The 13,494-nt window shown below is 52.2% G+C and carries 9 protein-coding genes and 2 pseudogenes; 1 reads left to right on the top strand and 10 read right to left on the bottom strand.

The genetic code is table 11. The features are described 5' to 3' along the window. Window positions 1–93 precede the first annotated feature (93 nt). Window positions 94–437: pseudogene (locus tag ACLJTG_RS23135) on the top strand (cytoplasmic protein). Window position 438: 1 nt separating this feature from the next. On the opposite strand, the gene ACLJTG_RS23130 reads toward ACLJTG_RS23135, so the two are convergent. The 10 genes and pseudogenes from ACLJTG_RS23130 to tuf all read right to left on the bottom strand — a co-directional run. After that, window positions 439–765, bottom strand: coding sequence for a hypothetical protein (locus ACLJTG_RS23130; protein ID WP_001654075.1), 327 nt, complete (start codon window positions 763–765; stop codon window positions 439–441). Window positions 766–806: 41 nt separating this feature from the next. Continuing rightward, window positions 807–5,030: a DNA-directed RNA polymerase subunit beta' gene (rpoC, locus tag ACLJTG_RS23125; protein WP_000653965.1), complete on the bottom strand. Its 4,224-nt coding sequence runs from the start codon at window positions 5,028–5,030 to the stop codon at window positions 807–809. Between the two features lie 76 nt (window positions 5,031–5,106). Then, window positions 5,107–9,135 carry a DNA-directed RNA polymerase subunit beta gene (gene rpoB, locus ACLJTG_RS23120; protein ID WP_000263105.1) on the bottom strand — a complete coding sequence of 1,343 codons (4,029 nt, stop codon included), beginning with the start codon at window positions 9,133–9,135 and terminating at the stop codon, window positions 5,107–5,109. A 317-nt stretch (window positions 9,136–9,452) separates the two neighbouring features. After that, a complete protein-coding gene (rplL, locus tag ACLJTG_RS23115; protein ID WP_000028882.1) occupies window positions 9,453–9,818 on the bottom strand; it encodes a 50S ribosomal protein L7/L12 in 366 nt (121 codons plus the stop codon). 66 nt (window positions 9,819–9,884) lie between these two features. Next, on the bottom strand, window positions 9,885–10,382 hold the full coding sequence (gene rplJ, locus ACLJTG_RS23110; RefSeq protein WP_001207203.1) for a 50S ribosomal protein L10: 498 nt from the start codon (window positions 10,380–10,382) through the stop codon (window positions 9,885–9,887). A gap of 415 nt (window positions 10,383–10,797) precedes the next feature. Beyond that, window positions 10,798–11,502: a 50S ribosomal protein L1 gene (gene rplA, locus ACLJTG_RS23105; RefSeq protein ID WP_001096676.1), complete on the bottom strand. Its 705-nt coding sequence runs from the start codon at window positions 11,500–11,502 to the stop codon at window positions 10,798–10,800. 3 nt (window positions 11,503–11,505) lie between these two features. Beyond that, window positions 11,506–11,934 carry a 50S ribosomal protein L11 gene (gene rplK / locus ACLJTG_RS23100; protein WP_001085926.1) on the bottom strand — a complete coding sequence of 143 codons (429 nt, stop codon included), beginning with the start codon at window positions 11,932–11,934 and terminating at the stop codon, window positions 11,506–11,508. Between the two features lie 157 nt (window positions 11,935–12,091). Next, window positions 12,092–12,637, bottom strand: coding sequence for a transcription termination/antitermination protein NusG (gene nusG / locus ACLJTG_RS23095; RefSeq protein WP_001287521.1), 546 nt, complete (start codon window positions 12,635–12,637; stop codon window positions 12,092–12,094). 1 nt (window position 12,638) lies between these two features. Next, entirely contained in the window at window positions 12,639–13,022 is a 384-nt protein-coding gene (secE, locus tag ACLJTG_RS23090; RefSeq protein ID WP_001275691.1) for a preprotein translocase subunit SecE, read from the bottom strand. 229 nt (window positions 13,023–13,251) lie between these two features. Further along, a pseudogene (gene tuf / locus ACLJTG_RS23085) lies at window positions 13,252–13,494 on the bottom strand (elongation factor Tu); the annotation flags it as partial.

Here is a 13,494-nt window from a genome sequence, read left to right as displayed (position 1 = left end):
TAATGTATGAACAGCAGGTATTTTATAATGGCGAGCCAATAGACTTTAATAACTTAGATTTATGGGATAAATTTAAAGTCACATTTGGATTTAATGTTACAGAAAAAAAGAAACCCAATGGTAAAAAATTCAATTTTGAGTATTGTGGATTCTCTACTTTTATTACGCCGGTTAATGGCGTTGACGGGATTTTAGCAAAGTGGTTCTCAAACAAACATAATGTAAGTGTCCCAACGCCTTATACATTCGGTCAGGACCCCATTCCTGGCGTCAATCTTTATCGTAATACAAAAGCAAAATTTGTTATGGCTAACGGCGGTAATAGTATTCCCTGCGCGATGGCAAAATATAATGCAAAAACTGGACAATTTATTCATATAACCAGTGATAATGATTTTTCACCAATAATACGAGAAACAAGAGTCATGAAAAAATAATTCATTTATTCATTAAATTTATAATTACAGATAAAATCAAGAGCCAGCATGGCATTGAAAAATAAAATACGGCTTTTTTATCCGCGCTGGTTTTGACTTGATGAAGAATAACGGTGGCGACAATAATAATAAGACAATAAATAAATATAAGTAATGATTTATGGTGAAGTATATATAACGATAGAAACAATAAAAAAGCGGACAGAACGTTTGAAATGGTTATCTTTTTTGTAAATACCAAAAGACTAAACATTAAATAGATTAATGAAATAATCGCTGGCATTTTCTTTCCTTGTAGGCAAGCGACCCGGAATTCGGTATCCAGCATGAAGCTGGTGGAGGGATAAATACCCCTCCACCATTTAACGATTACTCGTTATCAGAACCGCCCAGACCTGCGTTCAGCAGTTCTGCCAGGCTGGCAGATGCATCTTCCGCAGTCACCTGCGGTGTTGCTGGCTGCTCGCCCGCGGCGCGACGGCGCATACGATCCTGGTGGTACGCATAACCGGTACCGGCCGGAATCAGACGACCCACGATAACGTTCTCTTTCAGGCCGCGCAGTTCGTCGCGTTTACCCGCAACGGCTGCTTCGGTCAGGACACGTGTAGTCTCCTGGAACGATGCGGCAGAGATGAACGACTCGGTTGCCAGAGACGCTTTGGTGATACCCAGCAGATCGCGGGAGAAGGTAGCCCCCACTTTGCCGTTCGCTTCCAGCTCGCGGTTAGCGATCTTGACGCGAGAGTATTCAACCTGTTCGCCTTCCAGGAAGTCGGAACTACCGGCGCTTTCGATGGTCGCTTTACGCAGCATCTGACGAACGATAACTTCGATGTGTTTATCGTTAATCTTAACGCCCTGCAGACGGTATACATCCTGAACTTCGTTAACAATGTAACGCGTCACAGCATGAACGCCACGCAGACGCAGAATGTCGTGCGGCGCTTCCGGACCATCGGAAATCACATCACCACGTTCTACACGTTCACCTTCGAACACGTTGAGCTGACGCCATTTCGGAATCATCTCTTCGTACGGGTCACTACCATCAACCGGCGTAATCACCAGACGACGTTTGCCTTTGGTTTCTTTACCGAAGGAAACGATACCTGCGATTTCAGCAAGGATTGCCGGTTCTTTCGGACGACGCGCTTCGAACAGGTCGGCAACGCGCGGCAGACCACCGGTGATATCCTTGGTACCGCCGGATTCCTGCGGAATACGCGCCAGGGTGTCACCAGAACTGATCTGTACGCCATCTTCCAGCTGTACAATCGCTTTACCCGGCAGGAAGTACTGCGCAGGCATATCGGTACCCGGGATCAGAACGTCATTACCCTGAGCATCAACGATTTTCAGCGCCGGACGCAGATCTTTACCACCGGTAGTACGTTCAGCCGAATCCAGAACCACCAGCGAAGACAAACCGGTCAGTTCGTCGGTCTGACGCGTAATGGTCTGACCGTCGATCATGTCAGTGAAGCGGATGAAACCACTCACTTCGGTGATAACCGGCATGGTGTGCGGGTCCCAGTTTGCCACGGTTTCGCCGCCGGCAACCTGCTCGCCATCACCTTTCGCCATGACAGCGCCATAAGGCACTTTATAGCTCTCTTTGGTACGACCGAATTCGTCGATCAGCTTCAGTTCGGTGTTACGGGAAGTGATAACCAGTTTACCGCTGGAGTTCACAACCGACTTCACGTTGCTGAGCTTGATGCTACCTTTGTTCTTAACCTGGATGCTGGATTCAGCAGCCGCACGCGATGCCGCACCACCGATGTGGAACGTACGCATCGTCAGCTGTGTACCCGGTTCACCGATGGACTGTGCCGCGATAACGCCGATAGCTTCACCTTTGTTGATGATGTGGCCACGCGCCAGGTCACGACCATAGCAGTGCGCACATACACCAAAGTCGGTGTCGCAGGATACAACAGAACGCACTTTAACGGCGTCAACGGAGTTTGCTTCCAGCAGGTCACACCACTGTTCGTGCAGTAGCGTGTTGCGTGGAACCAGAATGTCCGCGGTACCCGGTTTCAGCACATCTTCCGCCGTCACACGACCCAGAACGCGGTCACGCAGCGGCTCTTTCACGTCGCCACCCTCGATAACCGGGGTCATCAGGATACCTTCGTGCGTACCACAGTCATCTTCGGTCACTACCAGATCCTGCGCGACGTCAACCAGACGACGGGTCAGATAACCGGAGTTCGCGGTTTTCAGTGCGGTATCCGCCAGACCTTTACGAGCACCGTGGGTGGAGATGAAGTACTGGAGTACGTTCAGACCTTCACGGAAGTTCGCGGTGATTGGCGTTTCGATGATGGAGCCATCTGGCTTCGCCATCAGACCACGCATACCTGCCAGCTGACGAATCTGTGCCGCAGAACCACGCGCACCGGAGTCGGCCATCATGTAGATGCTGTTGAAGGAGACCTGCTGCTCTTCCTGGCCGTCACGGTTAATCACGGTTTCGGTTTGCAGGTTATCCATCATCGCTTTGGATACACGATCGTTCGCCGCAGCCCAGATATCGATAACTTTGTTATAGCGTTCGCCAGCGGTTACCAGACCAGACTGGAACTGCTCCTGGATCTCAGCAACTTCAGCTTCCGCCTCAGAGATGATCTCGTGTTTTTTCTCCGGGATGACCATGTCATCAATACCAACGGACGCACCTGAACGCGCTGCATAAGCAAAGCCGGTGTACATCGTCTGGTCCGCAAAAATAACGGTCGGTTTCAGGCCCAGAATACGGTAGCAAGTGTTCAGCATTTTGGAGATCGCTTTCTTGCCCAGCGCCTGGTTGACGATGGAGAAAGGCAGACCTTTCGGTACGATCATCCACAGAATGGCGCGACCAACGGTCGTGTCTTTCAGGCTGGTGTGCGCAACGAATTCGCCGTTTTCATCTTTTTCATATTCAGTGATACGCACTTTAACGCGCGCATGCAGAGAGGCCAGACCTGCGCGATAGATACGCTCAGCTTCTTTCGGGCCAGTCAGCACCATGCCTTCGCCTTTGGCGTTAACACAGTCACGGGTCATGTAGTACAGACCCAGTACCACGTCCTGAGACGGAACGATGATAGGTTCGCCGTTCGCCGGAGACAGGATGTTGTTGGTAGACATCATCAGCGCACGCGCTTCAAGCTGGGCTTCCAGCGTCAGCGGTACGTGAACAGCCATCTGGTCACCATCGAAGTCGGCGTTATATGCCGCACAAACCAGCGGGTGCAGCTGGATAGCTTTACCTTCGATCAGAACCGGTTCAAAGGCCTGGATACCCAGACGGTGCAGTGTTGGTGCACGGTTCAGCAGTACCGGGTGTTCGCGGATCACTTCGTCCAGGATATCCCAAACGACGGCTTCTTCACGCTCAACCATTTTCTTCGCGGCTTTGATGGTGGTGGCCAGGCCACGCAGTTCCAGCTTGCCGTAGATGAACGGTTTAAACAGCTCCAGCGCCATTTTCTTCGGCAGACCGCACTGGTGCAGACGCAGGTATGGACCTACGGTGATAACAGAACGACCGGAGTAGTCAACACGCTTACCGAGCAGGTTCTGACGGAAACGACCCTGTTTACCTTTGATCATGTCGGCCAAAGATTTCAGAGGACGCTTGTTAGAACCGGTGATCGCACGACCGCGACGACCGTTATCCAGCAGGGCGTCAACCGCTTCCTGCAGCATACGTTTTTCGTTGCGTACGATGATGTCCGGCGCAGCCAGATCCAGCAGACGTTTCAGACGGTTGTTACGGTTAATGACGCGACGATACAGATCGTTCAGATCTGACGTGGCGAAACGACCGCCGTCCAGCGGAACCAGCGGACGCAGATCTGGCGGCAGAACCGGCAGAACGGTCAGGATCATCCACTCTGGCTTGTTGCCAGACTGTACGAAGGCTTCCAGCAGTTTGATACGCTTGGTCAGCTTTTTACGCTTGGTTTCGGAGTTGGTTTCGTTCAGCTCTTCGCGCAGAGTTTCACACTCTTGCTCCAGATCCATGCTCTTCAGCAGGGCCTGGATAGCTTCCGCACCCATCTTCGCGTCGAATTCGTCACCGAACTCTTCCAGCGCGTCCAGATACTGCTCTTCAGTCAGGATCTGTTGACGTTCCAGGTTGGTCATACCGCCTTCGATAACCACATAAGATTCGAAGTACAGTACGCGTTCGATATCGCGCAACGGCATATCGAGCAGCAGACCGATACGGGACGGCAGCGATTTCAGGAACCAGATGTGAGCAGTCGGAGACGCCAGCTCGATGTGGCCCATACGCTCACGGCGTACTTTGGTCTGGGTCACTTCAACGCCGCACTTCTCACAAATAACACCACGGTGTTTCAGGCGCTTGTACTTACCGCACAGGCACTCGTAGTCTTTTACCGGCCCAAAGATACGGGCGCAGAAAAGGCCGTCACGCTCAGGTTTGAACGTACGGTAGTTGATGGTTTCCGGCTTTTTAACTTCACCGAAAGACCATGAACGGATCATGTCTGGCGAAGCCAGAGCAATTTTGATCGCATCAAACTCTTCGGTTTTAGTCTGCGCTTTCAGAAACTTTAATAAATCTTTCACGGATTTGCTCCCGTCGGAGTTAGCACAATCTGGTGTCGGGTTTTACCCCGACACCAGTGACCTGTTTGAGCGAGAATTACTCGTCTTCCAGTTCGATGTTGATGCCCAGCGAGCGGATCTCTTTCAACAGAACGTTGAAGGATTCCGGCATACCCGGTTCCATCTGATGGTTGCCGTCCACGATGTTCTTATACATCTTGGTACGACCGTTCACGTCATCAGACTTAACGGTGAGCATTTCCTGCAGGGTGTAGGCGGCGCCGTAAGCTTCCAGCGCCCACACTTCCATCTCCCCGAAGCGCTGACCACCGAACTGCGCCTTACCACCCAGCGGCTGCTGAGTAACCAGGCTGTAAGAACCGGTAGAACGCGCATGCATCTTGTCATCAACCAGGTGGTTCAGTTTCAGCATGTACATGTAACCGACGGTTACCGGACGTTCGAACTGTTCACCCGTACGGCCATCGAACAGGGTGATCTGACCGGAGGTCGGCAGGTCGCCCAGTTTCAGCAGCTCTTTGATTTCCGCTTCTTTCGCACCGTCGAACACTGGTGTGGCAATCGGCATACCTTTGCGCAGGTTTTCTGCCAGACGCAGCACTTCATCATCGCTGAAGGTGCTCAGGTCGACTTTCTGACGAACGTCGGCGCCCAGATCGTAGGCACGCTGGATGAATTCGCGCAGTTTCGCGACTTCCTGCTGCTGTTTCAGCATGGCGTTAATCTTGTCGCCAATACCTTTCGCAGCCATACCCAGGTGGGTTTCCAGAATCTGACCGATGTTCATACGAGACGGTACGCCCAGCGGGTTCAGTACGATGTCTACCGGCGTGCCGTTTTCATCGTAAGGCATGTCTTCGATCGGGTTGATCTTAGAGATAACACCCTTGTTACCGTGACGACCTGCCATCTTATCACCCGGCTGGATACGGCGTTTAACGGCCAGATAGACCTTCACGATCTTCAGCACGCCCGGCGCCAGATCGTCGCCCTGGGTGATTTTACGGCGCTTCGCTTCAAGTTTTTTCTCGAACTCGTGTTTCAGTTCGTCATACTGCTCAGCCAGTTGTTCCAGCTGATTTTGTTTCTCTTCGTCGGTCAGACCGAGTTCCAGCCAGCGGTCGCGCGGCAGTTTGTCGAGCTTCTCAGCTTCAACGCCGCCGGACACCAGTACCGCACGGATACGGCTAAACAGGCCCGCTTCGAGGATTTGCAGTTCTTCAGACAGGTCTTTTTTCGCCTGCTTGAGCTGCATCTCTTCGATTTCCAGAGCACGTTTGTCTTTTTCTACGCCATCGCGAGTAAAGACCTGAACGTCGATAACCGTACCGGAGACACCGTTAGGTACGCGCAGAGAAGAGTCTTTAACGTCAGACGCTTTCTCACCGAAGATCGCACGCAGCAGTTTCTCTTCCGGCGTCAGCTGGGTTTCACCTTTCGGCGTCACCTTACCGACCAGAATGTCGCCGCCGGTTACTTCCGCGCCGATGTAAACGATACCGGATTCATCCAGTTTGGAGAGCGCAGCTTCACCCACGTTCGGGATGTCAGCGGTGATCTCTTCCGGCCCCAGCTTGGTGTCACGGGACACGCACGCCAGTTCCTGAATGTGGATGGTGGTGAAACGGTCTTCCTGGACAACACGCTCGGAAACGAGGATGGAGTCTTCGAAGTTGTAGCCGTTCCACGGCATGAACGCCACGCGCATGTTCTGACCGAGCGCCAGTTCACCGAGGTCGGTGGACGGACCGTCTGCCAGCACGTCGCCGCGTTCAACCGGCTCGCCCAGAGACACACATGGCATCTGGTTGATACAGGTGTTCTGGTTAGAGCGGGTGTATTTGGTCAGGTTATAGATGTCGATACCCGCTTCGCCCGGGTACATCTCGTCTTCGTTAACTTTGATAACGATACGGGACGCATCCACGTACTGAACAGTACCGCCACGTTTAGCTACTGCAGTAACACCGGAGTCGACGGCGACAGCACGTTCCATACCGGTACCCACCAGCGGCTTATCAGCGCGCAGAGTCGGAACCGCCTGACGTTGCATGTTCGCACCCATCAATGCACGGTTGGCGTCATCGTGTTCCAGGAACGGGATCAGGGACGCACCGACGGAGACCACCTGCTGGGTGGAAACGTCCATGTAGTCAACCTGGTCACGGCTGAACAAGCTGGATTCGCCTTTGCTACGGCAGGTCACCAGATCTTCTACAAAGTGGCCTTCGTCATCCAGGTTGGAGTTCGCCTGAGCGATAACGTAGTTGCCTTCTTCGATAGCAGACAGGTAATGAATTTCGTCAGTGACCACGCCATCAACCACACGACGGTACGGCGTCTCAAGGAAGCCATATTCGTTAGTCTGTGCGTACACGGACAGGGAGTTGATCAGACCGATGTTCGGACCTTCCGGCGTTTCGATAGGACATACGCGACCGTAGTGCGTCGGGTGTACGTCTCGAACTTCGAAGCCTGCGCGTTCGCGGGTCAGACCGCCTGGGCCGAGTGCGGAGATACGACGTTTGTGCGTAATCTCAGACAGCGGGTTGTTCTGGTCCATAAACTGAGACAGCTGGCTGGAACCAAAGAACTCTTTCACTGCGGCGGAAATCGGCTTGGCGTTGATCATATCCTGAGGCATCAGGGTATCCAGATCGCCCAGAGACAGACGCTCTTTCACCGCACGCTCTACACGCACCAGGCCAACGCGGAACTGGTTTTCCGCCATTTCGCCGACGGAACGGATACGACGGTTGCCGAGGTGGTCGATATCATCCACTTCGCCTTTACCGTTACGGATATCGATGAGCTTCTTCATGACATCAATGATGTCGTCTTTGCTCAGGATACCGGAACCTTCGATTTCGTCGCGCAGCAGAGAACGGTTGAACTTCATACGACCCACCGCAGACAGGTCATAGCGGTCTTCGGAGAAGAACAGGTTCTCGAACAGGCTTTCAGCCGCTTCACGAGTCGGCGGCTCACCAGGGCGCATCATGCGGTAGATTTCTACCAGCGCGCTCAGACGATCGTTAGTTGGGTCGACGCGTACCGTTTCAGAAATGTACGGGCCGTGGTCCAGATCGTTGGTAAACAGCGTTTCGATACGTTTGTGGCCAGACTGGCTCAGCTTAGCCAGCAGATCCAGGCTCAGCTCCATGTTCGCCGCGCAGATCAGCTCGCCAGTGGATTCGTCAACGTAGTCTTTAGAGACGACTTTACCTGCGATGTACTCAACCGGAACTTCGATATGCTTGATATCGTCTTTTTCCAGCTGACGGATGTGACGCGCGGTAATGCGACGGCCTTTTTCAACGTACACTTTGCCGTTAGCTTCGATATCGAACGACGCGGTTTCGCCGCGCAGACGTTCTGGAATCAGCTCCATCTGCAGCTTGTTGTCGCGAATTTCGAAGACGACTTTCTCAAAGAACAGGTCAAGGATCTGCTCAGTGGTGTAGTTCAGCGCACGCAGGATGATGGTCGCAGGCAGTTTACGGCGACGGTCGATACGTACGAACAGGTTGTCCTTCGGATCGAATTCGAAGTCCAGCCAGGAACCACGGTAAGGAATGATGCGCGCGTTATACAGCACTTTACCCGAAGAGTGGGTTTTACCTTTGTCGGAGTCAAAGAAGACGCCCGGACTACGGTGCAGCTGAGAAACGATAACACGCTCAGTACCGTTGATAACAAAGGTACCGTTGTCGGTCATGAGCGGGATTTCGCCCATGTAGACTTCTTGTTCTTTAATGTCTTTAACGGTGCCTTCCGGCGCTTCGCGCTCGTAGATCACCAGACGCAGTTTTACGCGCAGCGGTGCGGAATAGGTCACGCCACGGATCTGACATTCCTGAACGTCAAACACCGGTTCGCCAAGGCGGTAGCTGACGTACTGCAGCTCGGAATTACCGCTGTAGCTCTGAATCGGGAACACGGAACGGAAGGCTGCTTCCAGGCCGTACTGCCCTTCAGGATCTTGCTCGATAAACTTCTGAAACGAGTCAAGCTGGATAGAAAGGAGATAAGGTACATCCAGAACTTGTGGACGTTTACCAAAATCCTTACGAATACGTTTTTTCTCGGTATAGGAGTAAACCATAGGGTTCCTCAGCTCGCTGACAAGTCGACCCATCTGTCCTGCGGGGGACAGTTTGTGCAACACTATTTTGTTGACCGGAAAATGGATACTTTCCGCAATGCCTGTTGCTATCACGCTTAAACCATTTCATTGCGATTTACACAGAACGTACGCTCTGTCGCAGTATATTAAGTCGTCGATAGAAACAAGCATTGAAAGGCACAGCAGTAGTCAAACAGTGTGAAACGCTACTGGCGCCTTACAGCGCAAAAAGGCTGGTGACTAAAAAGTCACCAGCCATCAGCCTGATTTCTCAGGCTGCAACCGGAAGGGTTGGCTTATTTAACTTCAACTTCAGCGCCAGCTTCTTCCAGAGATTTTTTCAGTGCTTCAGCGTCATCTTTGCTCACGCCTTCTTTCAGAGCGGCCGGAGCAGATTCTACCAGGTCTTTAGCTTCTTTCAGACCCAGGCCAGTTGCGCCACGTACTGCTTTGATAACAGCAACTTTGTTAGCGCCAGCAGCTTTCAGAATTACGTCGAATTCAGTTTTTTCTTCAGCAGCTTCAGCCGGGCCAGCAGCTACAGCTACAGCAGCAGCAGCGGAAACACCGAATTTTTCTTCCATTGCAGAAATCAGTTCTACAACGTCCATTACGGACATAGCGGATACTGCTTCAATGATTTGATCTTTAGTGATAGACATTTAAATTGTTCCTGAATATCAGAATAAGTTTATACGTAAGCAAATGCTTGATAAAGACAACTGCGATTACGCAGCTTCTTTTGCATCGCGTACAGCAGCCAGTGTGCGAACCAGTTTGCCAGCCGAAGCTTCTTTCATGGTTGCCATCAGGCGTGCAATTGCTTCTTCGTAGGTCGGCAGAGTTGCCAGGCGGTCGATCTGAGACGCCGGGATCAGCTCACCTTCAAAGGCTGCAGCTTTGACCTCAAATTTTGCATTCGCTTTCGCGAACTCTTTGAACAGACGAGCAGCAGCGCCCGGGTGTTCCATAGAGTATGCAATCAGGGTCGGACCAACAAACGTGTCTTTCAGGCACTCGAACTGAGTACCTTCAACGACGCGGCGCAGCAGGGTGTTACGAACAACACGCATGTATACGCCAGCTTCACGACCTGCTTTACGCAGTTCAGTCATTTTATCTACAGTTACGCCACGGGAATCCGCAACTACTGCAGACAGCGCGCCTTTGGCTACTTCGCTGACTTCAGCAACAATCGCTTGTTTGTCTTGAAGATTTAAAGCCATTAGCTTTGCTCCTGGATGTTTGCCGGAACTCATGTTCCGGAACTCACTTCACTCATCTCAACGAGAAGAGCGTCTTAATACGGTGAGCAGAAACAAGCCAGAGTATCAAAAATAATCTTAGCGTTCTGTCACCGTCTACGCAGGGGATTAAGCCTCTTGCGAGACGCCTGCGGTCTTCGACGGAGGCCTGGATAGGCCAGGCTCCAACGAACAAATCTTGTCTATCCGTCGCTATTCAGCTTGTGGCGGCGTTGGCTTCCTTCGTTCGCACCAGTCACATAGTTAGCTATGCTCCTGGCGACTCACTCACTTGCCGCCTTGCCACAACCCGAATATCTCGGATATACGTCTGCAATTAGCAGAATACGTGGGGGTAAGATTGTAGACAAAATCACCGCCCACGTAAAGACTAATCTTAGTTCGCAGATGCGCTCAGACCAGCCTGATCAACGGCAACGCCTGCACCCATGGTGGTGGAGATGCTAACTTTCTTGATGTACACGCCTTTCGCCTGGCTCGGTTTTGCTTTTTTCAGCGCAACCAGCAGAGCTTCCAGGTTTTCTTTCAGTTTGTCAGCGTCAAAGTCCACTTTACCGATGGTGGTGTGGATGATGCCGTTTTTGTCGTTACGGTAACGAACCTGACCTGCTTTAGCGTTCTTAACCGCTTCAGCAACGTTCGGAGTTACGGTACCGACTTTCGGGTTTGGCATCAGGCCGCGCGGACCCAGAACCTGGCCCAGCTGGCCAACAACGCGCATTGCATCCGGGGATGCGATAACAACGTCGAAGTTCATTTCGCCTTTCTTGATCTGGTCAGCCAGATCTTCCATACCTACCAGCTCAGCGCCAGCAGCTTTAGCTGCTTCAGCGTTCGGGCCCTGGGTAAATACGGCAACGCGAACAGAACGGCCAGTACCGTGCGGCAGTACAGTCGCGCCACGAACGTTCTGGTCAGATTTACGAGCGTCGATGCCGAGGTTAACGGCAACGTCAACGCTTTCGTTGAATTTAGCAGTGGCCAGCTCTTTCAGCAGGGCAATAGCTTCGTTGATGTCGTACTGTTTGGTCGCATCAACTTTTTCACGGATCACGCGCATACGCTTGGTCAGTTTAGCCATTTCTTAGTCCTCCACTACCAGGCCCATGGAACGTGCAGTACCTTCGATGGAGCGAGTCATCGCTTCAATGTCGGCACCAGTCATGTCGGCAGCTTTGGTCTGCGCGATTTCCTGCAGCTGAGCGCGGGAAATTTTACCTACTTTGTCTTTGTTCGGCTTGCCGGAACCAGACTTGATACCAGCCGCTTTTTTCAGCAGAACAGCTGCCGGAGGCGTTTTGGTAACGAAGGTGAAAGAACGGTCAGCGTAAACGGTAATAACAACCGGAATCGGCAGACCTTTTTCGATGGAATCCGTTTTTGCGTTGAACGCTTTGCAGAATTCCATGATGTTCACACCCTGCTGACCCAGTGCTGGACCAACCGGCGGACTCGGGTTCGCCATACCAGCTGCAACCTGCAGCTTGACGTAGGCTTGTACTTTCTTAGCCATTCTAAATTCCTCGAATTGGGTAGTATCGCTTCAAAGAAGCTCCCCGTGATAAATATCGCTTTATGGGCATAAGGCCCATAAAAACAAAAGGCGCGAAATTGTATGTCAATTTCGCGCCCTATGCAACGATTAGATCGCTGCTTTTTTGATCGCAGCCTTACGCTTTCTCAACCTGGCTGAAGTCCAGCTCTACCGGGGTCGCACGACCGAAGATAGAAACAGACACTTTCAGGCGAGACTTCTCATAATCGACTTCTTCGACAACGCCGTTAAAGTCTGCGAACGGACCGTCGTTAACACGAACCATTTCACCCGGTTCAAACAGAGTTTTCGGCCGCGGCTTATCGCCAACCTGCTGCAGGCGGTTCATGATCGCATCGACTTCTTTGTCGCTGATCGGCGCCGGACGGTCAGAGGTACCGCCGATAAAGCCCATCACACGCGGCACGCTACGCACCAGGTGCCAGCTTGCGTCGTTCATGACCATCTGGACCAGAACGTAACCCGGGAAGAATTTGCGTTCGCTTTTGCGACGCTGGCCGCCACGGATCTCAACGACTTCTTCAGTCGGCACCATGACTTCGCCAAACAGCTCTTCCATATTGTGTAATTTGATATGCTCGCGCAGCGATGTGGCTACGCGGCCTTCAAAACCGGAAAACGCCTGAACGACGTACCAGCGCTTTTTAGGTGCTTCAGACATCTCAGAACCTCAGGCCAGTGATAAAGGATACCAGGCGAACCAGAATACCATCCAGTCCCCACAGGATCAGTGACATAACTGCGGTAACCGCAGCGACGATCAGCGTGGTGTGCAGCGTTTCCTGGCGAGTCGGCCAAATGACCTTACGGACTTCGGTTCTCGCTTCACGGGCAAAAGCAACGGTTGCTTTACCTTTTGTCGTCAACAGCGCGACACCACCCGCTGCAGCAATCAGAATTACTACGGCCAGCGCACGCAGCGGCAGCATCATGTCGCGATAGAGGTAGTTGCCGACGATTGCGACGATCAGCAATATGGCAACAACTATCCACTTCATCGCTTCCAGGCCGCGCCCGCTCCCTTGAGCTTCGGTATTCGCACTCATAAACCAACCTGTCAGAAGTATTCTACAAACATTTTCACCCCGCAATCGCGAGGCAATCCAAATCGAAACGCTTATTCGCCTTTCGGATTATACGCCCTCTACAGAGCCTGTCTCAGCAATGATTATGACAAATAAAATCACTGATGAGCCAGGTTCTGGTGTGAAAGCGTGCAAAAAGGGCATCAAATGATGCCCTTTTATTGCGCATTGCGTCAAATGTTATCAGCGATTAGCCGAGAACTTTAGCAACAACGCCCGCGCCAACGGTACGGCCGCCTTCACGGATTGCGAAACGCAGACCGTCGTCCATCGCGATCGGGTGGATCAGGGTAACAACCATTTTGATGTTGTCGCCCGGCATTACCATCTCCACGCCTTCCGGCAGTTCGATGGTGCCAGTCACGTCAGTAGTACGGAAGTAGAACTGCGGACGGTAGCCTTTGAAGAACGGAGTATGACGGCCGCCTTCATC

The organism is Salmonella sp. SAL00672, from assembly GCF_046552175.1.
Taxonomy (GTDB): Bacteria; Pseudomonadota; Gammaproteobacteria; order Enterobacterales; family Enterobacteriaceae; genus Salmonella; species Salmonella enterica.
The sequence above is the reverse complement of the archived record's forward strand: the minus strand, read 5'-3'. Positions and strand labels throughout refer to the sequence as shown.

Excerpts from the sequence above, each read along its gene's own strand:
- rplJ (WP_001207203.1), bottom strand. The coding sequence starts at position 10,382 with ATGGCTTTAAATCTTCAAGACAAACAAGCGATTGTTGCTGAAGTCAGC.
- rpoB (WP_000263105.1), bottom strand. The coding sequence starts at position 9,135 with ATGGTTTACTCCTATACCGAGAAAAAACGTATTCGTAAGGATTTTGGT.
- rplK (WP_001085926.1), bottom strand. The coding sequence starts at position 11,934 with ATGGCTAAGAAAGTACAAGCCTACGTCAAGCTGCAGGTTGCAGCTGGT.
- nusG (WP_001287521.1), bottom strand. The coding sequence starts at position 12,637 with ATGTCTGAAGCACCTAAAAAGCGCTGGTACGTCGTTCAGGCGTTTTCC.
- rplL (WP_000028882.1), bottom strand. The coding sequence starts at position 9,818 with ATGTCTATCACTAAAGATCAAATCATTGAAGCAGTATCCGCTATGTCC.
- rplA (WP_001096676.1), bottom strand. The coding sequence starts at position 11,502 with ATGGCTAAACTGACCAAGCGTATGCGCGTGATCCGTGAAAAAGTTGAT.
- ACLJTG_RS23130 (WP_001654075.1), bottom strand. The coding sequence starts at position 765 with ATGCTGGATACCGAATTCCGGGTCGCTTGCCTACAAGGAAAGAAAATG.
- secE (WP_001275691.1), bottom strand. The coding sequence starts at position 13,022 with ATGAGTGCGAATACCGAAGCTCAAGGGAGCGGGCGCGGCCTGGAAGCG.